Source organism: Escherichia sp. HH091_1A (genome assembly GCF_030295175.1).
Lineage (GTDB): Bacteria > Pseudomonadota > Gammaproteobacteria > Enterobacterales > Enterobacteriaceae > Escherichia > Escherichia coli_F.
On the sequence record NZ_AP025747.1, the window covers coordinates 4,359,336 to 4,385,860 of the forward strand.

General features: G+C 50.4%; 24 protein-coding genes. 18 read left to right on the forward strand and 6 right to left on the reverse strand.

What is annotated here, in order from left to right; all coding sequences use genetic code 11:
- The first annotated feature begins 52 nt into the window (after positions 1–52).
- The 3 genes from xylG (at position 53) to xylR (ending at position 4,009) form a co-directional block, all read left to right on the forward strand.
- Positions 53–1,594 carry a D-xylose ABC transporter ATP-binding protein gene (gene xylG / locus QUF14_RS21845; RefSeq protein ID WP_001146488.1) on the forward strand — a complete coding sequence of 514 codons (1,542 nt, stop codon included), beginning with the start codon at positions 53–55 and terminating at the stop codon, positions 1,592–1,594.
- A complete protein-coding gene (gene xylH / locus QUF14_RS21850) occupies positions 1,572–2,753 on the forward strand; it encodes a xylose ABC transporter permease XylH (protein WP_000045978.1) in 1,182 nt (393 codons plus the stop codon). Before xylG ends, xylH begins: the two co-directional genes overlap by 23 nt.
- A gap of 77 nt (positions 2,754–2,830) precedes the next feature.
- Complete coding sequence (gene xylR / locus QUF14_RS21855; RefSeq protein ID WP_000494495.1) at positions 2,831–4,009, forward strand: D-xylose utilization transcriptional activator XylR; 1,179 nt, start codon at positions 2,831–2,833, stop codon at positions 4,007–4,009.
- A gap of 107 nt (positions 4,010–4,116) precedes the next feature.
- Here the strand turns inward: xylR and QUF14_RS21860 are convergent, their stop codons facing one another.
- Positions 4,117–4,941, reverse strand: coding sequence for a protein bax (locus QUF14_RS21860; RefSeq protein ID WP_001364291.1), 825 nt, complete (start codon positions 4,939–4,941; stop codon positions 4,117–4,119).
- A gap of 319 nt (positions 4,942–5,260) precedes the next feature.
- Here QUF14_RS21860 and malS point away from each other — a divergent pair, with 319 nt between their 5' ends.
- From malS to QUF14_RS21875, 3 genes are all read left to right on the forward strand, one after another.
- Positions 5,261–7,291 (forward strand): alpha-amylase, encoded by a 2,031-nt coding sequence (gene malS, locus QUF14_RS21865; RefSeq protein WP_000761244.1) that lies wholly within the window; start codon positions 5,261–5,263, stop codon positions 7,289–7,291.
- 177 nt (positions 7,292–7,468) lie between these two features.
- Positions 7,469–8,722 carry a valine--pyruvate transaminase gene (avtA, locus tag QUF14_RS21870; protein ID WP_000144351.1) on the forward strand — a complete coding sequence of 418 codons (1,254 nt, stop codon included), beginning with the start codon at positions 7,469–7,471 and terminating at the stop codon, positions 8,720–8,722.
- Between the two features lie 224 nt (positions 8,723–8,946).
- Complete coding sequence (locus tag QUF14_RS21875) at positions 8,947–9,927, forward strand: IS110-like element IS621 family transposase (RefSeq protein ID WP_000399629.1); 981 nt, start codon at positions 8,947–8,949, stop codon at positions 9,925–9,927.
- Between the two features lie 226 nt (positions 9,928–10,153).
- On the opposite strand, the gene QUF14_RS21880 is transcribed toward QUF14_RS21875, so the two are convergent.
- Both QUF14_RS21880 and yiaJ read right to left on the reverse strand, forming a co-directional pair.
- Positions 10,154–10,627 carry a 4Fe-4S binding protein gene (locus tag QUF14_RS21880; protein ID WP_001353579.1) on the reverse strand — a complete coding sequence of 158 codons (474 nt, stop codon included), beginning with the start codon at positions 10,625–10,627 and terminating at the stop codon, positions 10,154–10,156.
- 101 nt (positions 10,628–10,728) lie between these two features.
- Complete coding sequence (yiaJ, locus tag QUF14_RS21885; protein WP_000514243.1) at positions 10,729–11,577, reverse strand: IclR family transcriptional regulator YiaJ; 849 nt, start codon at positions 11,575–11,577, stop codon at positions 10,729–10,731.
- 199 nt (positions 11,578–11,776) lie between these two features.
- On the opposite strand from yiaJ, the gene yiaK reads away from it, so the two are divergent.
- From yiaK to araD, 9 genes are all read left to right on the forward strand, one after another.
- A complete protein-coding gene (gene yiaK / locus QUF14_RS21890; RefSeq protein WP_100734043.1) occupies positions 11,777–12,775 on the forward strand; it encodes a 3-dehydro-L-gulonate 2-dehydrogenase in 999 nt (332 codons plus the stop codon).
- An 11-nt stretch (positions 12,776–12,786) separates the two neighbouring features.
- Positions 12,787–13,254: a NanQ anomerase/TabA/YiaL family protein gene (locus tag QUF14_RS21895; protein WP_000576067.1), complete on the forward strand. Its 468-nt coding sequence runs from the start codon at positions 12,787–12,789 to the stop codon at positions 13,252–13,254.
- Between the two features lie 117 nt (positions 13,255–13,371).
- Complete coding sequence (yiaM, locus tag QUF14_RS21900) at positions 13,372–13,845, forward strand: 2,3-diketo-L-gulonate TRAP transporter small permease YiaM (protein ID WP_000721665.1); 474 nt, start codon at positions 13,372–13,374, stop codon at positions 13,843–13,845.
- A 2-nt stretch (positions 13,846–13,847) separates the two neighbouring features.
- A complete protein-coding gene (gene yiaN, locus QUF14_RS21905) occupies positions 13,848–15,125 on the forward strand; it encodes a 2,3-diketo-L-gulonate TRAP transporter large permease YiaN (RefSeq protein WP_000279616.1) in 1,278 nt (425 codons plus the stop codon).
- 12 nt (positions 15,126–15,137) lie between these two features.
- Positions 15,138–16,124 (forward strand): 2,3-diketo-L-gulonate TRAP transporter substrate-binding protein YiaO, encoded by a 987-nt coding sequence (gene yiaO / locus QUF14_RS21910; RefSeq protein ID WP_100734042.1) that lies wholly within the window; start codon positions 15,138–15,140, stop codon positions 16,122–16,124.
- Positions 16,125–16,127: 3 nt separating this feature from the next.
- Positions 16,128–17,624, forward strand: coding sequence for an L-xylulokinase (lyxK, locus tag QUF14_RS21915; protein ID WP_000196118.1), 1,497 nt, complete (start codon positions 16,128–16,130; stop codon positions 17,622–17,624).
- Positions 17,621–18,283, forward strand: coding sequence for a 3-keto-L-gulonate-6-phosphate decarboxylase UlaD (gene ulaD / locus QUF14_RS21920; RefSeq protein ID WP_000089465.1), 663 nt, complete (start codon positions 17,621–17,623; stop codon positions 18,281–18,283). The genes lyxK and ulaD overlap by 4 nt, the downstream gene beginning before the upstream one ends.
- Positions 18,276–19,136, forward strand: a complete 861-nt coding sequence (locus tag QUF14_RS21925; RefSeq protein ID WP_024212237.1) for an L-ribulose-5-phosphate 3-epimerase — start codon at positions 18,276–18,278, stop codon at positions 19,134–19,136. Before ulaD ends, QUF14_RS21925 begins: the two co-directional genes overlap by 8 nt.
- Entirely contained in the window at positions 19,130–19,825 is a 696-nt protein-coding gene (gene araD / locus QUF14_RS21930; protein WP_000893496.1) for an L-ribulose-5-phosphate 4-epimerase, read from the forward strand. The genes QUF14_RS21925 and araD overlap by 7 nt, the downstream gene beginning before the upstream one ends.
- Positions 19,826–19,856: 31 nt before the next feature.
- Here the strand turns inward: araD and QUF14_RS21935 are convergent, their stop codons facing one another.
- Positions 19,857–20,672, reverse strand: a complete 816-nt coding sequence (locus QUF14_RS21935) for an AraC family transcriptional regulator (RefSeq protein ID WP_000891823.1) — start codon at positions 20,670–20,672, stop codon at positions 19,857–19,859.
- A 225-nt stretch (positions 20,673–20,897) separates the two neighbouring features.
- Here QUF14_RS21935 and QUF14_RS21940 point away from each other — a divergent pair, with 225 nt between their 5' ends.
- Together QUF14_RS21940 and QUF14_RS21945 are read left to right on the forward strand one after the other, a co-directional pair.
- Complete coding sequence (locus QUF14_RS21940) at positions 20,898–22,298, forward strand: MFS transporter (protein ID WP_286333082.1); 1,401 nt, start codon at positions 20,898–20,900, stop codon at positions 22,296–22,298.
- 10 nt (positions 22,299–22,308) lie between these two features.
- Positions 22,309–24,273: a glycoside hydrolase family 127 protein gene (locus QUF14_RS21945; protein ID WP_100734041.1), complete on the forward strand. Its 1,965-nt coding sequence runs from the start codon at positions 22,309–22,311 to the stop codon at positions 24,271–24,273.
- A 71-nt stretch (positions 24,274–24,344) separates the two neighbouring features.
- On the opposite strand, the gene QUF14_RS21950 is transcribed toward QUF14_RS21945, so the two are convergent.
- Complete coding sequence (locus tag QUF14_RS21950; protein WP_100734040.1) at positions 24,345–24,755, reverse strand: type II toxin-antitoxin system HicB family antitoxin; 411 nt, start codon at positions 24,753–24,755, stop codon at positions 24,345–24,347.
- 16 nt (positions 24,756–24,771) lie between these two features.
- On the reverse strand, positions 24,772–24,957 hold the full coding sequence (locus QUF14_RS21955) for a type II toxin-antitoxin system HicA family toxin (RefSeq protein ID WP_000833469.1): 186 nt from the start codon (positions 24,955–24,957) through the stop codon (positions 24,772–24,774).
- Between the two features lie 474 nt (positions 24,958–25,431).
- Between QUF14_RS21955 and QUF14_RS21960 the strand changes: the two genes are divergently transcribed.
- The gene (locus tag QUF14_RS21960) at positions 25,432–26,511 is read left to right on the forward strand and encodes a type I restriction endonuclease (RefSeq protein ID WP_000061478.1); all 1,080 of its coding nucleotides are present in this window, start codon (positions 25,432–25,434) and stop codon (positions 26,509–26,511) included.
- The last annotated feature ends 14 nt before the right edge of the window (positions 26,512–26,525 follow it).

Sequence of the window (26,525 nt, forward strand, 5' to 3'; positions counted from 1 at the left end):
GGCGTGATTTCTCTCCATGCCGTGTAAATTAATTGGCTTAGGTGGAGTCGTTATGCCTTATCTACTTGAAATGAAAAACATTACCAAAACCTTCGGCAGTGTGAAGGCAATTGATAACGTTAGCTTGCGGTTGAATGCTGGCGAAATCGTCTCACTCTGCGGGGAAAATGGGTCTGGTAAATCAACGCTGATGAAAGTGCTGTGTGGTATTTATCCCCATGGCTCCTACGAAGGCGACATTATTTTTGCGGGAGAAGAGATTCAGGCGAGTCACATCCGCGATACCGAACGCAAAGGTATCGCCATCATTCACCAGGAATTGGCGCTGGTGAAAGAATTAACCGTGCTGGAAAATATCTTCCTGGGTAACGAAATAACCCATAATGGCATTATGGATTATGATCTGATGACGCTACGCTGTCAGAAGCTGCTCGCACAGGTCAGTTTACTTATTTCACCAGATACCCGCGTTGGCGATTTAGGGCTAGGGCAACAACAACTGGTTGAAATTGCTAAGGCACTTAATAAACAGGTGCGCTTGTTAATTCTCGATGAACCGACAGCCTCATTAACTGAGCAGGAAACGTCGGTTTTACTGGATATTATTCGCGATCTACAACAGCACGGTATCGCCTGTATTTATATTTCGCACAAACTCAACGAAGTCAAAGCGATTTCCGATACGATTTGCGTTATTCGCGACGGTCAGCACATTGGTACGCGTGATGCTGCCGGAATGAGTGAAGACGATATTATCACCATGATGGTCGGGCGAGAGTTAACCGCGCTTTACCCTAATGAACCACATACCACCGGAGATGAAATATTACGTATTGAACATCTGACGGCATGGCATCCGGTTAATCGTCATATTAAACGAGTTAATGATGTCTCGTTTTCCCTGAAACGTGGCGAAATACTGGGTATTGCCGGACTCGTTGGTGCCGGACGTACCGAGACCATTCAGTGCCTGTTTGGCGTGTGGCCCGGACAATGGGAAGGAAAAATTTATATTGATGGCAAACAGGTAGATATTCGTAACTGTCAGCAAGCCATCGCCCAGGGGATTGCGATGGTACCCGAAGACAGAAAGCGCGACGGCATCGTTCCGGTAATGGCGGTTGGTAAAAATATTACCCTCGCCGCACTCAATAAATTTACCGGCGGTATTAGCCAGCTTGATGACGCGGCAGAGCAAAAATGTATTCTGGAATCAATCCAGCAACTCAAAGTTAAAACGTCGTCCCCCGACCTTGCTATTGGACGTTTGAGCGGCGGCAATCAGCAAAAAGCGATCCTCGCTCGCTGTCTGTTACTCAACCCGCGCATTCTCATTCTTGATGAACCTACCAGGGGTATCGATATTGGCGCGAAATACGAGATCTACAAATTAATTAACCAACTCGTCCAGCAGGGTATTGCCGTTATTGTCATCTCTTCCGAATTACCTGAAGTGCTCGGCCTTAGCGATCGTGTACTGGTGATGCATGAAGGGAAACTAAAAGCCAACCTGATAAATCATAACCTGACTCAGGAGCAGGTGATGGAAGCCGCATTGAGGAGCGAACATCATGTCGAAAAGCAATCCGTCTGAAGTGAAATTGGCCGTACCGACATCCGGTGGCTTTTCCGGGCTGAAGTCACTGAATTTGCAGGTCTTCGTGATGATTGCAGCTATCATCGCAATCATGCTGTTCTTTACCTGGACCACCGATGGTGCCTACTTAAGCGCCCGTAACGTCTCCAACCTGTTACGCCAGACCGCGATTACCGGCATCCTCGCGGTAGGAATGGTGTTCGTCATAATTTCTGCTGAAATCGACCTTTCCGTCGGCTCAATGATGGGGCTATTAGGTGGCGTCGCGGCTATTTGTGACGTCTGGTTAGGTTGGCCTTTGCCGCTCACCATCATTGTGACGTTGGTTCTGGGACTGCTTCTCGGAGCCTGGAACGGATGGTGGGTTGCATACCGCAAAGTCCCTTCATTTATTGTCACCCTTGCGGGCATGTTGGCATTTCGCGGCATACTCATTGGCATCACCAACGGCACGACGGTTTCCCCCACCAGTGCCGCGATGTCACAAATTGGGCAAAGCTATCTACCTGCCAGCACCGGCTTCATCATTGGCGCGCTTGGCTTAATGGCTTTTGTTGGCTGGCAATGGCGCGGAAGAATGCGCCGTCAGGCTTTGGGTTTGCAGTCTCCGGCCTCTACCGCAGTTGTCGGCCGCCAGGCATTAACGGCGATTATCGTCTTAGGCGCAATCTGGCTTTTGAATGATTACCGTGGCGTTCCCACTCCTGTACTGCTGCTGACGTTGCTGTTACTCGGCGGAATGTTTATGGCAACGCGGACGGCATTTGGAAGACGCATTTATGCCATCGGCGGCAATCTGGAAGCGGCACGTCTCTCCGGGATTAACGTTGAACGCACCAAACTTGCCGTATTCGCTATTAACGGATTAATGGTCGCTATCGCTGGGTTAATCCTTAGTTCACGCCTTGGCGCAGGTTCACCTTCTGCGGGGAATATCGCTGAGCTGGACGCAATTGCCGCCTGCGTGATTGGCGGAACCAGCCTGGCAGGCGGAGTCGGGAGCGTGGCCGGAGCAGTAATGGGGGCATTCATCATGGCTTCACTGGATAACGGCATGAGTATGATGGATGTACCGACCTTCTGGCAGTATATCGTTAAAGGTGCGATTCTGTTGCTGGCAGTATGGATGGACTCCGCAACCAAACGCCGTTCTTGATTTTGATAAAAATTTTCTCAAAGCCGGTAACGTATTACCGGTTTTGAGTTTTTGCATGATTCAGCAGGAAAAGAACCATGTTTACTAAACGTCACCGCATCACATTACTGTTCAATGCCAATAAAGCCTATGACCGGCAGGTAGTAGAAGGCGTAGGGGAATATTTACAGGCGTCACAATCGGAATGGGATATTTTCATTGAAGAAGATTTCCGCGCCCGCATTGATAAAATCAAGGACTGGTTAGGAGATGGCGTCATTGCCGACTTCGACGACAAACAAATCGAGCAAGCGCTGGCTAACGTCGACGTCCCCATTGTTGGGGTTGGTGGCTCGTATCACCTTGCCGAAAGTTACCCACCCGTTCATTACATTGCCACCGATAACTATGCGCTGGTTGAAAGCGCATTTTTGCATTTAAAAGAGAAAGGCGTTAACCGCTTTGCTTTTTATGGTCTTCCGGAATCAAGCGGCAAACGTTGGGCCACTGAACGCGAATATGCTTTCCGTCAGCTTGTCGCCGAAGAAAAGTATCGCGGAGTGGTTTATCAGGGGTTAGAAACAGCGCCAGAGAACTGGCAACACGCACAAAATCGGCTGGCAGACTGGCTACAAACGCTGCCGCCGCAAACCGGGATCATTGCCGTTACCGACGCCCGGGCGCGGCACATTTTGCAAGTATGCGAACATCTGCATATTCCTGTGCCGGAAAAATTATGTGTGATTGGCATCGATAACGAAGAACTGACCCGCTATCTATCGCGTGTCGCCCTTTCTTCGGTCGCTCAGGGCGCACGGCAAATGGGATATCAGGCGGCAAAACTGTTGCATCGATTATTAGATAAAGAAGAAATGCCGCTACAGCGGATTTTGGTCCCACCAGTTCGCGTCATTGAACGGCGCTCAACAGATTACCGCTCGCTGACCGATCCCGCCGTTATTCAGGCCATGCATTACATTCGTAATCACGCCTGTAAAGGGATTAAAGTGGATCAGGTACTCGATGCGGTCGGGATCTCGCGCTCCAATCTTGAGAAGCGTTTTAAAGAAGAGGTGGGTGAAACCATCCATGCCATGATTCATGCCGAGAAGTTGGAGAAAGCGCGCAGTCTGCTGATTTCAACCACCTTGTCGATCAATGAGATATCGCAAATGTGCGGTTATCCATCGCTGCAATATTTCTACTCTGTTTTTAAAAAAGCATATGACACGACACCAAAAGAGTATCGCGATGTAAATAGCGAGGTCATGTTGTAGCGATGATGAGAATTGTCGGCGTCGCATCAGGTAACTCAGCACAACCACCTGATGCGAGCAAAAGCCTTATCCGACTGACAAGTCGGATAAGGCTCGAGGAAATGCAATTACATATGCGCCGCGATTAACCGTTGGTTATCCTGGTACATTGCGAACAGGTAGTTGTTATAACTCTTCCCTTTGGTCGAGTAGCCCTTCAGCTTGTGAATCATCGCTGTGGCAGTCACTTCCTGATCCGCTTTACGCAGCTGTGCACGCGATTTACGGAACGAAGAGTAAGCCGGGTGAGTATTCAGGTTAGTGACATAGGCGCTCACCGATTCTTTGACAGAACTGAACTGTGAGTACCCCTTCACTTTACCCGGCGCATTGGTACAACGTCCTTTCATGCACTTCATGCCGAATAGGTTGTTGTTGCTACGCGCCAGCTTCGACGTTCCCCAACCGCTTTCTGCTGCAGCCATCGTCGCCACCATACTGGTAGGAATAATGTCTACGCGTTCAAGCAAGGTATTCCACGGGATTTTTCGCGTATTACCGGACCACTTCACCTTGTAGCGTTTGGCGATGTCTTTCAGACGCGCACGCTCAGCAGGTGACCATTGGCCCTGATACTGTTTTGAAATGAGCCAGTTACGTTCCGCAGTAATGGCCGCATTTTGGCTGGTAATGTAAGGCATTACGGTCCGGAGAAACGCTTTTTTCCTTGGTGTTCCGGAAGGGTATTTTCGCAAATCAGGAAGTGAACTACTCTTTGCACTATTGCGAGAATACTCTTGTTTACTGCTTACCTGTTTATTACTAGCTTTAGTTAAGTGGGACTTTTGACTCGCTGTTGTTGTGTGCGTCTTCGCTAACACCTCACTCGAAAACACCAGAGTGAGTAACATAAGAATCATCGCCCCATATCGTCGTATGGGAGTCAAAATCATCAGGTCTCCTGGTCGGATTTAATCATTCCAACACCTTATATTTTTCACAAATTTGAGAGTTGAATCTCAAATCATATCAAAAATAGCCGTCAAGAGCACCCCAAGGAATAGTCCAAATCTGAAACTATGTCACGTGTTAACGATTCAGATTGGCGCTAAATCGCAGAAAATGTGGGGTTTATCGCAAAATTCGGCCGTTTTTTGCGCGCGATCGCTCACCCTTGCTTCTCATCCTGTGGACTTACCGCTCAGGGATGAGTTTTGTCTGGCTTATCGCTGGCAAACTGTCTGAAATCGCAGCAATAAGGACTCATCCGCCATGAAACTCGCCGCCTGTTTTCTGACACTCCTTCCTGGCTTCGCCGTTGCCGCCAGCTGGACTTCTCCGGGGTTCCCTGCCTTTAGCGAACAGGGAACGGGAACATTTGTCAGCCACGCGCAGTTGCCCAAAGGTACGCGCCCACTCACGCTAAATTTTGACCAACAGTGCTGGCAGCCGGCGGATGCGATAAAACTCAATCAGATGCTTTCCCTGCAACCTTGTAGCAACACGCCACCTCAATGGCGATTGTTCAGGGACGGCGAATATACGCTGCAACTAGACACCCGCTCCGGTACACCAACATTGATGATTTCCATCCAGAACGCCGTCGAACCGGTAGCAAGCCTGGTCCGTGAATGCCCGAAATGGGATGGATTACCGCTCACACTGGATGTCAGCGCCACTTTTCCGGAGGGAGCCGCAGTCCGGGATTATTACAGCCAGCAAATTGCGATAGTGAAGAACGGTCAAATAACGTTACAACCCGCTGCCACCAGCAACGGTTTACTCCTGCTGGAACGGGCAGAAACTGACACATCCGCCCCTTTCGACTGGCATAACGCCACGGTTTACTTTGTGCTGACAGACCGTTTTGAAAATGGTGATCCCGGCAATGACCAAAGTTACGGACGCCATAAAGATGGCATGCAGGAAATTGGCACCTTCCACGGTGGTGATTTACGCGGGCTGACCAACAAACTGGATTATCTCCAGCAGCTGGGCGTCAATGCTTTATGGATAAGTGCCCCATTTGAGCAAATTCACGGCTGGGTCGGTGGCGGTACAAAAGGCGATTTCCCGCATTATGCCTACCACGGTTATTACACCCAGGACTGGACGAATCTTGATGCCAATATGGGCAGCGAAGCCGATCTACGGACGCTGGTTGATAGCGCGCATCAGCGCGGTATTCGTATTCTCTTTGATGTCGTGATGAACCACACCGGCTATGCCACACTGGCGGATATGCAGGAGTATCAGTTTGGCGCGTTATATCTTTCTGGTGACGAAGTGAAAAAAACGTTAGGTGACCGTTGGAGCGACTGGAAGCCCGCCGCCGGGCAAACCTGGCATAGCTTTAACGATTACATTAATTTCAGCGACAAAACAGGCTGGGATAAATGGTGGGGAAAAAACTGGATCAGAACGGATATCGGCGACTACGACAATCCTGGATTCGACGATCTCACTATGTCGCTGGCCTTTTTGCCGGATATCAAAACCGAATCAACGACCGCTTCTGGTTTGCCGGTGTTCTATAAAAACAAAACGGATACCCACGCTAAAGCCATTGACGGCTTTACCCCTCGAGATTACTTAACCCATTGGTTAAGCCAGTGGGTCCGTGACTACGGAATTGATGGTTTTCGGGTCGATACCGCCAAGCATGTTGAGTTGCCCGCCTGGCAGCAACTGAAAACCGAAGCCAGCGCCGCACTTCGCGAATGGAAAAAAGCGAATCCCGATAAAGCGTTAGATGACAAACCGTTCTGGATGACCGGTGAAGCCTGGGGCCACGGCGTGATGCAAAGTGACTACTATCGCCATGGCTTCGATGCGATGATCAATTTCGATTATCAGGAGCAGGCGGCGAAAGCGGTCGATTGTCTGGCGCAGATGGATACGACCTGGCAGCAAATGGCAGAGAAATTGCAGGATTTCAACGTGTTGAGCTATCTTTCGTCGCATGATACTCGTTTGTTTCGTGAAGGGGGCGACAAAGCAGCAGAGTTATTGTTATTAGCGCCAGGTGCAGTACAAATCTTTTATGGTGATGAATCCTCTCGTCCGTTCGGTCCTACCGGTTCTGATCCGCTGCAAGGCACGCGTTCGGATATGAACTGGCAGGATGTTAGCGGTAAATCTGCCGCTAGCGTCGCGCACTGGCAGAAAATCAGCCAGTTCCGCGCCCGCCATCCCGCAATTGGCGCGGGCAAACAAACGACACTTTCGCTAAAGCAGGGCTACGGCTTTGTTCGTGAGCATGGCGACGATAAAGTGCTGGTCGTTTGGGCGGGGCAACAGTAACGTTTCCGGCTTCCCGTTCGTCAGTACCTCGGGAAGCCGCCAACCAGGATAAAATGTCAGCCCTAATCAGAGTTGCAGGATAAAGCACCGCTCCCACTTCAACAGAGCGATTTGCACCCCAGCAAATGTAGCGTTATTGTTACCTTCCTTGCTACAGAGTTCGACAGATATCCCGCTATGACATTCTCCCTTTTTGGTGACAAATTTACCCGCCACTCCGGCATTACGCTGCTGATGGAAGATCTGAACGACGGTTTACGCACGCCTGGCGCGATTATGCTCGGCGGCGGTAATCCAGCGCAGATCCCGGAAATGCAGGACTACTTCCAGACGCTACTGACCGACATGCTGGAAAGTGGCAAAGCGACTGATGCACTGTGCAATTACGACGGTCCACAGGGGAAAACGGAGCTACTCACACTGCTTGCCGGAATGCTACGCGAGAAGTTGGGTTGGGATATCGAACCACAGAATATTGCACTAACAAACGGCAGCCAGAGCGCGTTTTTCTACTTATTTAATCTGTTCGCCGGACGCCGTGCCGATGGTCGGATCAAAAAAGTGCTGTTTCCGCTGGCACCGGAATACATTGGCTACGCTGACGCCGGACTGGAAGAAGATCTGTTTGTCTCTGCGCGTCCAAATATTGAACTGCTGCCGGAAGGCCAGTTTAAATACCACGTCGATTTTGAGCATCTGCATATTGGCGAAGAAACCGGGATGATTTGCGTCTCCCGGCCGACGAATCCAACAGGCAATGTGATTACTGACGAAGAGTTGCTGAAGCTTGACGCGCTGGCGAATCAACACGGCATTCCGCTGGTGATTGATAACGCTTATGGCGTCCCGTTCCCGGGTATCATCTTCAGCGAAGCGCGCCCGCTGTGGAATCCGAATATCGTACTGTGCATGAGTCTTTCCAAGCTGGGTCTACCAGGCTCCCGCTGCGGCATTATCATCGCCAATGAAAAAATCATCACCGCCATCACCAATATGAACGGCATTATCAGCCTGGCACCTGGTGGTATTGGTCCAGCGATGATGTGTGAAATGATTAAGCGTAACGATCTGCTGCGCCTGTCTGAAACAGTCATCAAACCGTTTTACTACCAGCGTGTTCAGGAAACTATCGCTATCATTCGCCGCTATTTACCGGAAGATCGCTGCCTGATTCATAAACCGGAAGGAGCCATTTTCCTCTGGCTATGGTTTAAGGATTTGCCAATTACGACCGAGCAGCTCTACCAGCGCCTGAAAGCACGGGGCGTGCTGATGGTGCCGGGGCACAACTTCTTCCCAGGGCTGGATAAACCGTGGCCGCATACACATCAATGTATGCGTATGAACTACGTGCCGGAGCCGGATAAAATTGAAGCGGGGGTGAAGATTCTGGCGGAAGAGATTGAACGCGCCTGGGCTGAAAGTCATTAAAAATAGCCTGATGCGCTACGCTTATCAGGCCTTGTATTATCCCTCCTGTGCAGAGAAAATCGGCCAGTTTTCTCTGCCTGCAGTCCGCATGCCGTATCGGGCCTTAGGTTTTCAACCTGTTGCGTAGATTTATGCAGCGGACTGCCTTTCTCCCAAAGTGATAAACCGGACAGTATCATGGACCGGTTTTCCCGGTAATCCGTATTTGCAAGGTTGGTTTCACGATGGAACATGAACTTCATTATATCGGTATCGACACCGCTAAAGAGAAACTGGATGTCGATGTGTTGCGTCCTGATGGTCGTCATCGCACCAAAAAATTCGCTAACACCACTAAAGGGCACGATGAGCTGGTGAGCTGGCTGAAGGGTCACAAGATTGACCATGCGCATATCTGCATCGAAGCGACCGGCACCTATATGGAACCTGTCGCAGAGTGCCTTTACGATGCAGGCTACATAGTGTCAGTCATTAATCCTGCGTTGGGTAAAGCTTTCGCTCAGAGTGAAGGACTGCGTAACAAGACTGATACCGTGGATGCGCGCATGCTGGCAGAGTTCTGTCGTCAGAAGCGCCCTGCAGCCTGGGAAGCGCCTCACCCGCTTGAACGCGCGTTGCGTGCCCTGGTAGTACGCCACCAGGCGCTGACAGATATGCACACGCAGGAACTGAACCGCACTGAAACGGCGCGGGAAGTCCAGAGACCGAGCATTGATGCTCACCTTCTGTGGCTTGAAGCAGAGCTGAAGCGTCTTGAGAAGCAGATAAAAGACCTGACAGACGATGATCCGGATATGAAACACCGCAGGAAACTGCTGGAAAGTATCCCGGGTATCGGAGAGAAAACATCTGCGGTATTACTGGCTTATATCGGTCTGAAGGACCGCTTCGCCCATGCCAGACAGTTCGCCGCTTTTGCGGGTCTGACACCACGGCGTTATGAATCAGGCAGTAGTGTGAGAGGGGCAAGCCGGTTGAGTAAAGCCGGACATGTGTCGCTTCGCAGGGCGTTGTATATGCCTGCAATGGTAGCCACCAGTAAGACTGAGTGGGGACGGGCGTTCCGCGACCGTCTGGCGGCTAATGGCAAGAAAGGAAAAGTGATTCTCGGCGCGATGATGCGCAAGCTGGCACAGGTGGCGTATGGAGTGCTGAAGTCAGGCGTACCGTTCGATGCGTCACGGCATAATCCGGTAGCTGCGTAAAAATCGCGGAAGGGATGAAAAAAACAGCGCCTGACGGCGCTGTGTCTGGCATGCCTGCAATCTGGGAAACCAGGGTAGAAAAAAACTTGCAGGCCATAACAGTATCTACATCATTTCTGCAATATATTGAATTTGGAATAATTTGTAGGCCGGATAAGGCGTTTAAGCCGCATCCGGCATAAACAAAGCGCACTATTCCTGCGTTAAAAAACGCCGGTAAAACGTTTCAAACAGACTGCTGCCGTAGCCGATGCCGCTGCACTTTCTCGACATCCATGCATTGCAACGCTTGTGTTGGGCAAGCTTCAACACAAGCCGGTCCCGTCGCCCGATGCCAGCACAGATCGCACTTAATCGCCCTCGCCTTTGTGCGTGAAGAAACGACCTCCATCGCACCAAACGGGCAAGCCAGCATACAGCTTTTACAGCCAATACAACGTGATTGTTCAACGAAAATATGCCCATGTTCGCGACTTATCGCGTCAACAGGGCACACATTTGCGCACGGTGCATCTTCACACTGATGACAGGCTACTGCCGTGGTGTAAGTATGATCTTTAATGACACGAATACGCGAAATAAACTCACCGGGTGACAACGCAGCGCAATCCTGATTCTCCTGATGCGACACTGCGCAAGCCACTTCACAGGTACGGCAACCGATACATTTCGTCGCATCCGCAATAATAAACCGGTTCATGATCACTCCTTTGCACTAAAACAGCAGAGTGCCAGAGAGCGCGTCTCTACTGCTTTGATCCAACGAAGGAAATGTTAAAGTTTTGGCACTTGTCCAGAGCGTTATGTGATCGCGCCCTGGTCGTCCCTGACAGTAAATCCCAGTTCATTAGAAATAGCCTGCGCGGTTTCACGCAGTGGTTTCAGGAGATTTTTCTCCCCCACCTGTTTCAGACGTGATGTCGAAAGAGAAATCGACACGGCGTACGGCACCCGCCCATGAATATCAAACACCGGAACAGCAATACAGGAGACGCCGAGTTCGTTTTCTTCTCTGTCCATCGCCGCTCCGCTTTCACGAATGTGCGCCAGTTCGTCGAACATCGCGGACAGCTCGGTAACGGTATTGCGGGTTAACGGCTGGATCTCATGCTGATGGCTTTCCCAGTATGACTTCACGTAGTCCGGGTGACCAAACGCCATGTAGATCTTGCCCATTGCGGAACAGTAGAGCGGCATATGCTGGCCTATATAAGCTCGGGTTCGCAGCATCCCGGTCGTGGGTTCCAGCTTATAAATCAAAATAGCGTGATCGTCTTCGCGGCTGGAGAAGTTAATGGTTTCACCAGTGGCGATGTTCAGTGCCTCAAGATGCGGAGCGGCGATATGAATGATATTCAGCGAAGACAGCGCCTTCTGCCCGACGGCAATAAATTTGGTAGTCAGGCGGTAACTCCCTGCGGCGGGCGCGGTGGTCACATAGCCGCAGGACTGTAATCCCTGCAATAAGCGATGGACGGTACTCTTATTTAAACCAGCCAGCTCCGAAAGATGCGCCAACGGACAACCGTTTGGATAGTTGCTCAAAATCTCAATCAGCATCAACCCGCGAAACAGACTCTGGCTTCCGGCTGGACGCTCTTTTTCCTGCGCCATCTCGTTCTCTTTTTTTCCCATCACTTCTTTCCCCATTTTGTCGCGTCCTGATGGTAGCGCAAAGTGTGCCGTAGTTCACGATCTCGACAGATAATTTATAAGCAATTGATTTTTAAGTCTTTTGAAATTCATCAATCAGATTGCTTTGTTAAAAAGCGATCGATATATTTGAAATCTAATTTCGCATATTGAAATCTTAAGACAAAAAAGCGTTCAAAAAACAAGGAAGCCAGGGATGAAAGTCACATTTGAGCAGTTAAAAGCAGCCTTTAATCGGGTCTTAATTTCACGCGGTGTTGACAGCGAAACGGCTGATGCCTGTGCAGAGATGTTCGCCCGCACCACCGAATCCGGTGTTTATTCTCACGGTGTTAACCGCTTCCCACGCTTCATCCAACAACTGGATAATGGCGATATCATTCCCGATGCCCAAGCCAAACGTATAACCAGCCTCGGTGCAATTGAACAGTGGGACGCCCAGCGTTCGATCGGTAACCTGACAGCGAAAAAGATGATGGATCGCGCCATTGAACTGGCTGCCGATCACGGTATTGGTCTGGTGGCTCTACGTAATGCCAACCACTGGATGCGCGGCGGCAGCTACGGCTGGCAGGCGGCGGAAGAAGGCTATATTGGCATTTGCTGGACCAACTCCATCGCCGTAATGCCACCGTGGGGCGCAAAAGAGTGTCGTATCGGCACTAACCCGCTGATCGTCGCGATTCCTTCCACGCCGATCACTATGGTCGATATGTCGATGTCGATGTTCTCTTATGGCATGTTAGAAGTTAACCGCCTGGCGGGCCGTCAGTTACCGGTCGATGGCGGCTTTGACGATGAAGGCAACCTCACCAAAGAACCTGGTGTAATCGAGAAAAATCGCCGTATTTTGCCAATGGGTTACTGGAAAGGTTCCGGTATGTCGATCGTATTGGATATGATCGCTACTCTTCTTTCTGACGGCGCGTCAGTTGCTGAAGTCACCCAGGATAACAGCGACGAATACGGTGTTTCGCAAATCTTTATCGCCATTGAAGTGGACAAGCTTATCGACGGCGCCCCCCGCGATGCCAAGCTGCAACGCATCATGGATTATGTTACTACCGCTGAACGCGCCGATGAAAACCAGGCCATTCGCTTACCCGGCCACGAATTTACCACCCTGCTGGCAGAAAACCGCCGTAACGGTATTACCGTTGATGACAGCGTATGGGCAAAAATCCAGGCGTTATAAGGAGATAAGCCATGATTTTTGGACATATCGCGCAGCCTAACCCGTGCCGTTTACCCGCTGCTATTGAAAAGGCGCTCGATTTTCTGCGCGCTACCGATTTCAACGCCCTGGAGCCGGGCGTTGTCGAAATCGACGGCAAAAATATTTACGCACAAATTATCGACTTAACGACGCGTGCAGTAGAGGAAAACCGTCCGGAAGTGCATCGTCGGTATATCGATATTCAATTTCTGGCGTGGGGCAAAGAGAAAATCGGCATTGCTATTGATACAGGAAATAATAAAATCAGCGAATCACTATTAGAGCTGCGCGATATTATTTTTTATCACGATAATGAACATGAATCATTTATAGAAATGATACCGGGTAGCTACGCTATTTTCTTTCCTCAGGATGTTCATCGACCAGGCTGTATTCTGCAAACAGCCTCTGAGATACGAAAAGTTGTGGTTAAAGTCGCATTAACGGCGCTAAATTAATCGAATAATCGTCTACGCCAGAACGCCTGGGTAATGTTATTGCTCTAACTATATTAATAATTCAGGTTGCTGCACATGCAACTTGAATTATGACAAACATAGCCTCAAGGAATAGCTATGAAAAAAATACTTGAAGCAATACTGGCGATTAATCTCGCCGTACTTTCCTGTATTGTGTTTATAAACATTATTTTAAGATATGGTTTTCAGACAAGTATTTTATCTGTAGATGAATTGTCGCGTTATTTATTTGTCTGGTTAACCTTTATTGGCGCGATTGTGGCTTTTATGGATAACGCCCACGTTCAGGTTACCTTTCTGGTGGAGAAACTCTCCCCCGCGTGGCAGCGACGAGTCGCTCTGGTTACCCACTCCTTAATATTATTTATTTGTGGCGCACTGGCCTGGGGCGCAACGCTAAAAACAATTCAGGACTGGAGCGATTATTCACCGATCCTCGGCTTGCCCATCGGCCTGATGTATGCCGCTTGTCTGCCCACCAGCCTCGTTATCGCATTCTTTGAGCTGCGCCTTTTATATCAACTCATCACGCGTAGCAATTCTCTAACGCCGCCACCGCAAGGAGCTTAATCATGGCTGTGCTGATTTTTCTGGGCTGCCTGTTGGGTGGCATTGCTATCGGTTTGCCTATTGCCTGGTCGCTACTGTTGTGCGGGGCGGCGCTTATGTTCTGGCTGGATATGTTTGATGTCCAGATCATGGCGCAAACGCTGGTAAACGGTGCTGACAGCTTCTCCCTGCTGGCGATTCCGTTCTTTGTACTGGCGGGTGAAATCATGAATGCGGGCGGCTTATCAAAACGCATTGTTGACCTGCCGATGAAACTGGTCGGGCATAAACCAGGCGGGTTGGGCTACGTAGGCGTGCTGGCGGCAATGATTATGGCGAGCCTTTCCGGTTCTGCTGTTGCGGATACCGCCGCCGTTGCCGCGCTACTGGTGCCGATGATGCGCAGCGCTAACTACCCGGTCAACCGTGCTGCGGGGCTGATTGCCTCTGGCGGGATTATCGCGCCAATTATTCCCCCTTCCATTCCGTTTATTATCTTCGGTGTTTCCAGCGGATTATCCATCAGTAAGTTGTTTATGGCGGGCATTGCCCCAGGCATTATGATGGGCGCAACGCTGATGCTCACATGGTGGTGGCAGGCCAGTCGTCTTAATTTACCCCGTCAGCAAAAAGCAACGAAACGAGAAATCTGGCACTCTTTTGTTTCCGGTATCTGGGCGCTATTTCTTCCGGTCATTATTATTGGCGGCTTTCGCTCCGGTCTGTTTACCCCTACCGAAGCCGGGGCCGTTGCTGCTTTCTATGCGTTATTTGTCGCCACGGTTATTTACCGTGAAATGACCTTCGCCACACTTTGGCATGTACTTATTGGCGCGGCGAAAACCACCTCAGTGGTAATGTTTCTGGTGGCTTCGGCACAAGTTTCCGCCTGGCTAATTACCATTGCTGAACTGCCAATGATGGTTTCTGATTTACTGCAACCGTTAGTGGAATCACCGCGTCTGCTGTTTATCGTTATTATGCTGGCGATTTTGATAGTCGGTATGGTAATGGATTTAACGCCGACGGTGTTAATTCTTACCCCGGTATTAATGCCTTTAGTTAAAGAGGCAGGAATCGATCCGATTTACTTCGGAGTCATGTTTATCATCAACTGCTCAATCGGCTTAATTACACCGCCTATCGGTAATGTGCTTAACGTTATTTCAGGGGTGGCTAAACTCAAATTCGATGATGCAGTCAGAGGCGTTTTCCCTTACGTCCTGGTTTTATATTCCTTATTAGCCTTATTTGTTTTTATTCCCGATCTCATCATCCTCCCGTTGAAATGGATTAATTAAAAGGAAAATATAATGAAATTACGCTCTGTAACCTACGCATTATTCATTGCTGGCCTCGCTGCATTCAGTACGTCTTCGCTGGCGGCACAATCATTACGTTTCGGTTATGAAACCTCACAAACCGACTCACAACATATTGCAGCGAAAAAATTTAATGAATTATTACAGGAGAGAACCAAAGGCGAGCTGAAATTAAAACTGTTCCCGGACAGTACTCTCGGCAACGCACAAGCGATGATCAGCGGCGTGCGTGGCGGCACTATTGATATGGAGATGTCTGGCTCGAATAACTTTGCCGGATTATCACCTGTGATGAACCTGCTTGATGTTCCTTTCCTGTTCCGCGATACCGCCCACGCGCATAAAACACTCGACGGCAAAGTCGGCGATGAACTGAAGGCCTCCCTTGAAGGTAAGGGACTGAAAGTACTGGCCTACTGGGAAAACGGCTGGCGCGATGTCACCAACTCACTCCAGCCAGTTAAAACACCTGCCGACCTGAAAGGGCTGAAAATACGCACCAACAATAGCCCGATGAATATCGCCGCATTCAAAGTCTTTGGCGCTAACCCGATTCCGATGCCGTTTGCCGAAGTCTATACCGGGCTGGAAACGCGCACTATCGACGCTCAGGAACACCCGATCAACGTCGTCTGGTCAGCAAAATTTTATGAAGTGCAGAAGTACCTTTCTCTGACGCACCATGCCTATTCCCCGCTTCTGGTAGTGATCAACAAAGCGAAATTTGATGGCTTAAGCCCGGAGTTCCAGCAAGCGCTAATTTCATCTGCGCAAGAAGCGGGTAATTACCAGCGCAAATTGGTCGCCGAAAATCAGCAAAAAATCATCGACGGCATGAAAGACGCTGGCGTGGAAGTCATCACCGAACTTGATCGCAAAGCCTTTAGCGACGTACTGGGTACTCAGGTCCGCGACATGTTTGTAAAAGATGTTCCGCAGGGCGATGAACTGCTGAAAGCCGTGGATGAGGTGCAATAAGCCATGACGCAATACTGGCTGGGGTTAGATTGTGGCGGAAGCTGGCTAAAAGCCGGACTGTATGACCGCGAAGGCCGGGAGGCAGGCGTGCAGCGCCTGCAGCTGTGCGCATTAAGCCCGCAGCCAGGCTGGGCAGAGCGCGATATAGAAGAACTGTGGCAATGCTGCATGGCTGTCATTCGCGCCCTGCTTACCCATTCCAGCGTTAGCGGAGAGCAAATTGTCGGCATCGGTATCTCCGCACAGGGAAAGGGCTTGTTTTTGCTGGATAAAAACGACAAGCCGCTCGGTAACGCCATTTTGTCCTCGGATCGCCGGGCGATGGAAATCGTTCGTCGCTGGCAGGAAGATAACATCCCGGAAAAACTCTACCCGCTGACCCGACAAACCTTGTGGACCGGGCATCCGGTGTCGCTGTTACGCTGGCTGAAAGTGCACGAACCAGAACGCTACGCGCAAATTGGCTGCGTGATGATGACGCACGACTACCTGCGTTGGTGTTTAACCGGCGTCAAAGGTTGTGAAGAGAGCAATATTTCCGAATCCAATCTCTACAACATGAGTCGCGGGGAATATGACCCGTGCCTCACCGACTGGCTGGGGATCAGTGAAATCAATCACGCCCTGCCGCCTGTTGTTGGATCTGCCGAAATCTGCGGGGAAATCACCGCTCAGACAGCCGCACTGACCGGTCTGAAAGCGGGTACGCCCGTTGTCGGCGGCCTGTTTGATGTGGTTTCTACCGCACTCTGCGCCGGAATCGAAGACGAATTTACCCTCAATGCGGTAATGGGCACCTGGGCGGTGACCAGCGGCATAACCCGCGGTTTAGGTGGCGGTGAAGCGCATCCGTATGTCTATGGCCGCTACGTTAACGACGGTGAATTTATCGTTCACGAAGCCAGCCCTACCTCTTCCGGCAATCTCGAATGGTTTACCGCGCAGTGGGGAGAAATCTCGTTTGCAGAGATCAACCAGGCTGTTGCCAGCTTACCGAAAGCCGGTGACGATCTCTTTTTCCTGCCGTTCCTGTACGGCAGCAACGCCGGACTCGAGATGACCAGCGGTTTCTACGGGATGCAGGCCATTCACACCCGCGCACACCTGTTGCAGGCCATCTATGAAGGGGTGGTGTTCTGCCATATGACCCATCTCAACCGGATGCGCGAACGTTTTACTGATGTTCACACCCTGCGCGTGACTGGTGGCCCGGCGCACTCCGATGTCTGGATGCAAATGCTGGCGGACGTCAGCGGCTTACGTATCGAACTGCCGCAGGTGGAAGAAACCGGCTGTTTTGGCGCGGCGCTTGCCGCCCGCGTCGGCACAGGTGTTTATCGCGATTTCAGCGAAGCCCAGCGCGATCAACAGCACCCGGTGCGCACCCTGTTACCGGATATGACCGCCCATCAGCTTTACCAACAAAAATACCAACGCTATCAGCACCTCATTGCCGCACTACAGGGCTTTCATGCCCGCGTTAAGGAGAACACATTATGAGCAGACCACTTCTGCAACTGGCCCTCGACCACTCATCACTTGAAGCCGCACAGCGCGACGTTGCGCTGTTAAAAGACAGCGTCGATATCGTCGAAGCTGGCACCATTCTCTGTTTAAACGAAGGGCTTGGCGCGGTGAAAGCCTTGCGCGAACAGTGCCCGGACAAAATCATCGTTGCTGACTGGAAGGTCGCCGATGCTGGTGAAACGCTCGCGCAACAGGCGTTTGGCGCAGGCGCTAACTGGATGACCATCATCTGCGCTGCGCCGCTCGCGACGGTAGAAAAAGGCCACGCAATGGCGCAACGCTGCGGTGGTGAAATCCAGATAGAGCTTTTTGGTAACTGGACGCTGGACGACGCCCGCGACTGGCATCGTATTGGCGTGCGGCAGGCCATTTATCATCGTGGCCGTGACGCGCAAGCCAGCGGGCAACAGTGGGGCGAAGCCGATCTGGCACGCATGAAGGCGCTTTCCGATATCGGCCTTGAGCTTTCCATTACCGGCGGGATTACGCCTGCTGACCTGCCGCTGTTTAAAGATATCCGCGTGAAGGCATTTATTGCCGGACGAGCACTGGCAGGCGCAGCAAATCCGGCACAGGTAGCTGCCGACTTCCATGCGCAAATCGACGCTATCTGGGGAGGCGCGCGTGCGTAATCATCCGTTAGGGATTTATGAAAAAGCGCTGGCGAAAGATCTCTCCTGGCCGGAGCGGCTGGTGCTGGCAAAAAGCTGCGGTTTTGATTTTGTCGAAATGTCGGTGGATGAAACCGACGAGCGTCTGTCGCGCCTTGACTGGAGCGCCGCACAAAGGACTTCGCTGGTTGCCGCGATGATCGAAACGGGTGTTGGGATCCCGTCGATGTGCCTGTCCGCACATCGTCGTTTTCCCTTTGGTAGCCGTGACGACGCGGTACGCCAGCGAGCACTGGAGATCATGAGCAAAGCAATTCATCTGGCGCGCGATCTCGGTATTCGCACCATTCAACTGGCGGGCTACGACGTCTATTACGAAGACCATGACGAAGGTACCCGGCAACGTTTTGCTGAAGGGCTGACGTGGGCTGTCGAACAGGCGGCGGCATCACAAGTAATGCTGGCGGTGGAGATTATGGATACCTCGTTTATGAACTCCATCAGCAAATGGAAAAAGTGGGACGAGATGCTCGCCTCGCCGTGGTTCACCGTCTACCCGGACGTCGGCAACCTTAGCGCCTGGGGCAATGATGTTCCCGCTGAACTGAAACTGGGCATTGACCGTATCGCCGCCATCCACCTAAAAGATACCCAACCAGTTACCGAGCATAGCCCCGGACAGTTCCGCGACGTGCAGTTTGGCGAAGGCTGCGTCGATTTCGTTGGTATCTTCAAAACGCTGCATGAACTGAACTATCGCGGTTCTTTCCTGATTGAGATGTGGACCGAAAAAGCCAATGAGCCGGTGCTGGAGATTATTCAGGCGCGGCGCTGGATTGAAGCGCGTATGCAGGAGGCCGGATTTATATGTTAGAGCGATTGAAAGCCGACGTACTGGCGGCAAATCTGGCGCTTCCCGCTCACCATCTGGTGACGTTCACCTGGGGCAATGTCAGCGCGGTAGACGAAACGCGGCAATGGATGGTAATCAAACCTTCCGGCGTCGAGTACGACGTGATGACCGCCGACGATATGGTGGTGGTTGAGATAGCCAGCGGCAAGGTGGTGGAAGGTAGCAAAAAGCCCTCGTCCGATACGCCAACGCATCTGGCGCTTTACCGTCGCTATGCCGAAATCGGTGGCATTGTGCATACCCACTCGCGCCACGCCACCATCTGGTCACAGGCCGGGCTGGATCTCCCCGCCTGGGGCACCACGCACGCCGATTATTTCTATGGTGCCATCCCCTGCACGCGACAGATGACCGTAGAGGAGATTAACGGCGAATATGAATATCAGACCGGCGAAGTGATCATTGAAACTTTCGAAGAACGCGGCAGGAGTCCGGCACAAATCCCGGCGGTACTGGTGCATTCTCACGGTCCGTTCGCCTGGGGCAATAACGCCGCCGATGCGGTGCATAATGCCGTGGTACTCGAAGAGTGCGCCTATATGGGCCTGTTCTCGCGCCAGCTTGCGCCACAGCTCCCTGCGATGCAAAACGAACTGCTGGATAAGCACTACCTGCGTAAGCATGGGGCCAATGCCTATTACGGGCAGTAATCTCTCACGCCGGGGCTTCATTGCCCCGGCACTACGAATTGATATGTTCCTTGCTGTAACGTCGCTTCCACGCAGCTGGCGTTAAACCGGTGTGTTTGCGAAAAATCTGTCGGAAATAGCCAACGTCATTAAACCCGCACAACGCCGCCACTTCCGTGAGCGATCGCGCTTCGCTAATTAACAGCTTTTCGGCTTCGCGCACTCGCTGGCGGTGGATTGCTTCTGTTAACGTCAGATGAAACACCCGCCGATAGACGCGCCCAAGATAATCGGCATTGCAGTACAGCTCGCGGGCTAAAAGCGCCGTGGAAAGCGGGCGATGATATTGCGTGCGGATCAGTTTCTGCGCTTTCCAGGCAAGCGTGGTACCTGCGGCATCGGCCTGTTCATCAAGACGCGCGTCACGGGTGAGTTGCTGCAAAATCAGCAGCACAATAAACTCCAGCGCCGGAGTGCGTTGATGCTTTTCCTGTTCGCTTAAGAACTGGCGAAACAGGGCCACCAGCGCCTGCGGATCGGCAACCTTCGTTTGTTGCGGCACGCTAAGATGAGTGAGCCAGCGCGGGTCGCTATCCGGCGCTTTAACCTCAAAATGTAGCCAGTAAAATTTGAGATCGGCGGGAAAATCCTCTACCCCAACATGCTGTCGGTTCGGCCAGAGTAATAAACTCTCTCCCGCATCGACCAGAAATATCCGCTCTTCTTCCTGAATCGCTAATCGACCTTTTTCGACAAAGATAATTTCCCATGACTCCAGCCGCCTTGCCGGATGCCTCCCTACGCCACGGGAAATAAATAATCCACCATTTTGCACTTTAATCGGTAACGTCATGGATAATTCGAGCATTGATATGTAATTTCCCGCTTATTCATTAATGATTAAACACATTACCTTTTGATTATTAATCAAAAACATTAATTTCACCTGATCCAATTCACACTTTTAAATTCAGGTCGGAATCGTCACCTTTTTTTACTCTTTTCTCGCCTTGTTGATATTCCCGTTCACGGCAGAATTAATCATGTCATTTCAATAAAACTAAAAATTGCTCCCTATGCACGAGGAATATCTATGACCTCTACACCGATTACTACCGCTGATATCGCTAAAGGTAAAATTGACGATGCGTTATCTGTACGGGAAAAAATAGGCTACGGCCTGGGTGACGCAGGCGGTACCGTCATAACCTGCCTGATCATGAACTTTCTTACTTTTTTCTACACCGATGTTTTTGGTTTAACTCCTGCACTGGTTGGCACACTGTTTATTGCACTACGCGTGTTTGATGCCATCTCCGACCCGGTGATGGGCGTCATTGCCGACCGGACGCAAAGTCGCTGGGGGCGCTTTCGTCCGTGGCAGTTGTGGATTGCCATTCCCATCGGCATTATCGGCATCCTGACGTTCACCGTGCCAGATGCCAGCATGGGAGTAAAAATCGCCTGGGCGTTCGGCACTTACCTGCTCCTTTCAGTCGGTTATACCGCCATTAACGTGCCGTACTGCGCGCTGATCAACACCATGACCACCCGCCACAATGAAGTGATCTCCTGCCAGTCCTGGCGATTCGTTCTCTGCGGCGTAGCGGGATTTCTGGTTTCGGTTGGCCTGCCGTGGATGGTAGATCTCTTCGGTCAGGGTAATGCCGCGCGCGGCTATCAACTGGGCGTCGGCTTGCTGTGCGCCATCGCTGTGGTGATGTTCCTGTGCTGTTTCTTCTGGGTTCGTGAACGGGTGCCACTCTCCACAATGGGGAAATTTACCCTGCGCGAACATCTTGCCGGGCTGCGAAACAACGACCAACTGCTGCTGATGCTGGTCATGTCTTTCCTGCTGATTAACGTCTTTAATATTCGCGGCGGTGGGTATATGTACTTCATTACCTACGTCTTACAAGGCAGTACGGGCTACACGTCGCTGTTCTTCACTATGGTCACCTTCGCCTCCATTATCGGCTCGGTGATTGTCAGCCCGTTAACGCGACGTTTCGATACCGTCAAAATTTACTACTACACCAACCTGCTCCTCGCCGCGCTGGCGGTGTTGATGTGGTTCCTGCCTTCTGGCCCGGCTTATCAAACGCTGTGGCTGGCGGTGATCCTTGGTAATGGCGTGATTCTTGGCTTCACATTGCCATTGCACTTCTCATTGATGGCCTTTGCCGATGACTACGGCGAGTGGAAAACCCGCGTACGTTCTTCCGGCATGAACTTCGCCTTCAATCTCTTTTTCATCAAGCTGGCCTGGGCCTCCAGCGCCGGGATCATCAGCCTGCTGTTTATTTTTGTCGCCTACCAGCCAGGCGTGGAAAACCAGACCGCCAGTTCGCTTGGCGGGATCGCGGCGATGGAAACATTGCTGCCTGCGCTGTTCCACCTGCTGCTGGCGATGGCGATCCGCTTTTGCAAACTCAATAACCCTATGATGTCACGCATTGCTAGCGACCTGCGTCAGCGTCATGTACAGCCTTAAGGAGCACAAGATGAACATTTCGGAAGTCGATCTGCATAAACTGACGGTCAGCGATCCGTTCCTCGGTCAGTACCAACAACAGGTCCGCGACGTGGTGATTCCTTATCAGTGGGATGCCTTGAACGATCGTATCCCAGAAGCGGAACCCAGCCATGCGATTGAAAACTTTCGCATTGCCGCAGGACTGCAAGACGGTGAATTTTACGGGATGGTGTTTCAGGACAGCGACGTCGCCAAATGGCTGGAAGCGGTAGCCTGGTCGCTGTGCCAGAAGGCGGATGCCGAACTGGAAAAAACTGCTGACGAGGTAATCGAACTGGTCGCTTCCGCCCAGTGCGAAGATGGCTATCTCAATACTTACTTTACGGTAAAAGCGCCCGAAGAACGCTGGAGCAATCTGGCGGAGTGTCATGAACTTTACTGCGCCGGTCATCTGATTGAAGCCGGAGTCGCCTTCTTCCAGGCCACGGGCAAGCGGCGCTTGCTGGAAGTGGTTTGCCGTCTGGCCGATCATATCGACAGCGTATTTGGTCCAGGTGAAAGTAAGTTACACGGTTATCCTGGTCACCCGGAAATTGAACTGGCACTAATGCGCCTGTATGAAGTGACCGAAGAGCCGCGCTACCTGGCGCTGACGAACTATTTTGTCGAACAGCGTGGTGCGCAACCGCACTATTACGACCAGGAATATGAAAAGCGCGGGCAGACCTCGCACTGGCACACCTACGGCCCGGCGTGGATGGTGAAAGACAAAGCCTACAGCCAGGCACATTTGCCCATCGCACAGCAGCAAACCGCCATTGGTCACGCGGTACGTTTTGTCTACCTGATGACCGGCGTCGCGCATCTGGCGCGTTTAAGTCACGATGAAAGCAAGCGTCAGGACTGCCTGCGGCTGTGGAACAATATGGCCCAGCGTCAGTTATATATTACCGGCGGCATTGGCTCACAAAGCAGCGGCGAAGCGTTCAGCAGCGATTACGATCTGCCGAATGACACGGTATACGCCGAAAGCTGTGCTTCCATCGGCCTGATGATGTTCGCCCGGCGAATGCTGGAAATGGAAGGCGACAGTCAATATGCCGATGTGATGGAGCGCGCACTGTACAACACCGTGCTCGGCGGCATGGCGCTGGATGGCAAACATTTCTTCTATGTGAATCCGCTGGAAGTACATCCAAAATCGCTGAAATTCAACCATATCTACGATCACGTTAAGCCGATCCGCCAGCGTTGGTTTGGTTGCGCTTGTTGTCCGCCAAATATCGCCCGCGTGCTAATCTCGATTGGTCATTATCTCTACACGCCGCGTGAAGATGCGTTGTATATCAACATCTACGCAGGAAACAGCATGGAAGTGCCGGTAGAAAATGGCACGCTGCGTCTGCGGGTTAGCGGAAACTATCCGTGGCAGGAACAGGTGACAATTGCGGTTGAATCGCCCCAGCCGGTGCGTCATACGCTGGCTTTACGTCTGCCGGACTGGTGCACACAGCCGCAGATTACATTGAATGGGGAAGAGGTCGAGCAGGATATTCGTAAAGGGTATTTGCACATTACCCGCGAATGGCAGGAGGGCGACACGCTGAATCTGACGTTGCCAATGCCGGTACGTCGCGTTTACGGTAACCCGCTGGTGCGTCACGTCGCCGGAAAAGTGGCGATTCAGCGCGGCCCGCTGGTGTATTGCCTGGAACAGGCCGACAACGGCGAGTCACTGCATAATCTGTGGCTGCCCACCGATGCGCCATTTACGACATTTGAAGGTAATGGATTGTTCCGCCATAAGATCTTAATCCAGGCACCGGGTTACCGGTATGAACAGAGCAATCCAGAGCAGCAACCGCTGTGGCATTACGACAGCGCGCCAGCCAAACGCCAGCCGCAAACTCTGACATTTATCCCGTGGTTTAGCTGGGCTAACCGGGGTGAAGGCGAAATGCGGATCTGGGTGAATGAGGAAACCAGCGCATGATGCGACGCTTAACGCGTCTTATCAGTATCAACATATCGGTGCGGTTGCCCGCCAACCATCGAAACGCGAGATTAAACGCCCGGCAATACACGCCGGGCAGCTTCCGCCAGAAACGCACTTCTGTTGGCATAGTCTGGGTTATTGCGCACGTAGGTATCAATCTTGTTCAGTAATCTTTTTGGCATCGTAATATTGATACGTTCAGCCCGACCTTCGAACTGATTCATATTGATATCCACCAGCAACCATTGCCCGCCAATAAAGTCCTGCGCACGCTGGACCGGATGTGTTTCCACAGAGCCTGGAAGCGGCAACTCTTCATTCATCTCGCATAAGGTTTCGAAGTGCGCGACCAGTGCACTTCGCGCATCCTGGAAAGCGTTGTCCAGCGTATCACCAGCAAAATAACAGCCTGGAACATCAGGGAAAAAACCGCTGGCGCTGCCGTCAGGATCACTGTGGATATAGGCGGGATAAAACATATTGCCTCCTGAAATTTTAAAATGTTAAACCAGCCTGACGCCCAATTTGCGCCAGCGTACCGGGCTTAATATCTTTTTTAGGGTGCGGAACCGTCACCAGACCCGGATGAACAGGGTGGCGGAACTGATGATGACTGCCACGGGTTCGAATATGTTCCCAGCCATGCTGCTTCAGGATAGCGATCAGGTCTGCACTTTTCACATCCCTGCCCTTCCATGATTATACACACGATACACACACAATTAGCGATAACAATCACGATAGCGCGATTTATATGGGCCGTCAGGGGGATAAAGTTGACTCAGGAATGCCGCTCGGAAGGAGAATAACGGTGTGCAGTAACTTGTTGAAAAGATGTGAGGATGCTCGCAATTTACATATAACTCATAGTATTAGGTGTTAAAAAATCTGTATTAGATTATCCATGCGATATCGAAGCTAGTCTTGCTATAGCTCCAACTCGTATTCATTGAACGTTTAAAACAACCAATAAAAGACATTGTTTTATTTTCTTGATAAATATCAAGTTTGTTTCACCATTGTATTTACAATATGCAAACACTATTTTTTGTGTGTTATACATTAACTATGACCAATGATAAGGCGTTAATATATAAATATTTTCTATATTTTTATCAAACGCATTTTTATTAAATATATATAAAAGGAGTTATAATGTCTATGGAGTTTATAGATAAGCTGAATTCATTATCCGCAAAAATAAAACAACAAGCCGGAGTCATTGAAACGGAGGAAGCTACCAAAAATGCTTTCGTAATGCCGTTCATTAACAATGTGTTAGGTTATGATGTCTTTGATCCTACCGAAGTTATCCCAGAGTTTGTATGCGATATTGGAACGAAGAAAGGTGAAAAGATTGACTATGCAATCTTAAAAAATAGCGAGGTTCAGATTCTCATTGAATGCAAAAAAATTGGCGATCCTCTAAATATAAATCATGCTTCACAGCTTTTTCGATACTTTCATGTAACAAATGCAAGAATATCTATTCTAACCAATGGACAAGTTTATAAATTTTTTACTGATTTAGAAGCACCTAATAAAATGGATGAAAAACCATTTCTTGAGATAGATCTACTTGACTTAGACGAAACAGTTGTTCCCGAGATAAAGAAGCTTACTAAATCAGCATTTGATTTGGAATCAATAATTAATACTGCAGGTGAATTAAAATATGTTAGTTTAATTAAAAAAGTTCTCCATGCACAAATGAATAATCCTGAAGAGGATTTTGTAAAATTCTTTGCAGCAAGAATTTATGAAGGTATGTTAACACAAAAGGTAAAAGATACGTTTGCAAAATTAACAAAGAAAGCTGCCAATCAATATATTAACTCTCAAATAAACGAAAGATTGAAATCGGCAATAGGTGGTGGGTCATTATCTGTAATTGATTCGAATTCACACAATGAGGAAGTAGAATGTATTAATAAAGAAGAAACCGATATTGCCACTACTATGGAGGAACTTGAAGGATTTCATATTGTTAAAGCTATAGTCCGCGTAGTGCTTGATGCACCACGAATAGTCCACAGAGATACAAAAAGCTATTTTGGTATACTTGTAGATGATAATAATCGAAAGCCACTCTGTAGATTACATTTCAATCGAAATCAAAAATATATTGGTTTATTTGACTTAGAGAAAAACGAAACCCGCCATCCTATTGAATCTCTCGATGATATTTATTCTTTCAGCGATGAGTTAAAAGCGACTGCCGCTTTTTACAACTAAAACAAAGGCAGACA

Excerpts from the sequence above, each read along its gene's own strand:
- QUF14_RS21940 (WP_286333082.1), top strand. The coding sequence starts at position 20,898 with ATGACCTCTACACCGATTACTACCGCTGATATCGCTAAAGGTAAAATT.
- malS (WP_000761244.1), top strand. The coding sequence starts at position 5,261 with ATGAAACTCGCCGCCTGTTTTCTGACACTCCTTCCTGGCTTCGCCGTT.
- xylG (WP_001146488.1), top strand. The coding sequence starts at position 53 with ATGCCTTATCTACTTGAAATGAAAAACATTACCAAAACCTTCGGCAGT.
- yiaO (WP_100734042.1), top strand. The coding sequence starts at position 15,138 with ATGAAATTACGCTCTGTAACCTACGCATTATTCATTGCTGGCCTCGCT.
- xylH (WP_000045978.1), top strand. The coding sequence starts at position 1,572 with ATGTCGAAAAGCAATCCGTCTGAAGTGAAATTGGCCGTACCGACATCC.
- QUF14_RS21860 (WP_001364291.1), bottom strand. The coding sequence starts at position 4,941 with ATGATTTTGACTCCCATACGACGATATGGGGCGATGATTCTTATGTTA.
- QUF14_RS21895 (WP_000576067.1), top strand. The coding sequence starts at position 12,787 with ATGATTTTTGGACATATCGCGCAGCCTAACCCGTGCCGTTTACCCGCT.
- yiaK (WP_100734043.1), top strand. The coding sequence starts at position 11,777 with ATGAAAGTCACATTTGAGCAGTTAAAAGCAGCCTTTAATCGGGTCTTA.
- QUF14_RS21945 (WP_100734041.1), top strand. The coding sequence starts at position 22,309 with ATGAACATTTCGGAAGTCGATCTGCATAAACTGACGGTCAGCGATCCG.
- araD (WP_000893496.1), top strand. The coding sequence starts at position 19,130 with ATGTTAGAGCGATTGAAAGCCGACGTACTGGCGGCAAATCTGGCGCTT.
- yiaN (WP_000279616.1), top strand. The coding sequence starts at position 13,848 with ATGGCTGTGCTGATTTTTCTGGGCTGCCTGTTGGGTGGCATTGCTATC.
- xylR (WP_000494495.1), top strand. The coding sequence starts at position 2,831 with ATGTTTACTAAACGTCACCGCATCACATTACTGTTCAATGCCAATAAA.
- QUF14_RS21950 (WP_100734040.1), bottom strand. The coding sequence starts at position 24,755 with ATGTTTTATCCCGCCTATATCCACAGTGATCCTGACGGCAGCGCCAGC.
- QUF14_RS21960 (WP_000061478.1), top strand. The coding sequence starts at position 25,432 with ATGTCTATGGAGTTTATAGATAAGCTGAATTCATTATCCGCAAAAATA.
- ulaD (WP_000089465.1), top strand. The coding sequence starts at position 17,621 with ATGAGCAGACCACTTCTGCAACTGGCCCTCGACCACTCATCACTTGAA.
- QUF14_RS21875 (WP_000399629.1), top strand. The coding sequence starts at position 8,947 with ATGGAACATGAACTTCATTATATCGGTATCGACACCGCTAAAGAGAAA.
- yiaJ (WP_000514243.1), bottom strand. The coding sequence starts at position 11,577 with ATGGGGAAAGAAGTGATGGGAAAAAAAGAGAACGAGATGGCGCAGGAA.
- lyxK (WP_000196118.1), top strand. The coding sequence starts at position 16,128 with ATGACGCAATACTGGCTGGGGTTAGATTGTGGCGGAAGCTGGCTAAAA.
- avtA (WP_000144351.1), top strand. The coding sequence starts at position 7,469 with ATGACATTCTCCCTTTTTGGTGACAAATTTACCCGCCACTCCGGCATT.
- QUF14_RS21935 (WP_000891823.1), bottom strand. The coding sequence starts at position 20,672 with ATGCTCGAATTATCCATGACGTTACCGATTAAAGTGCAAAATGGTGGA.
- yiaM (WP_000721665.1), top strand. The coding sequence starts at position 13,372 with ATGAAAAAAATACTTGAAGCAATACTGGCGATTAATCTCGCCGTACTT.
- QUF14_RS21880 (WP_001353579.1), bottom strand. The coding sequence starts at position 10,627 with ATGAACCGGTTTATTATTGCGGATGCGACGAAATGTATCGGTTGCCGT.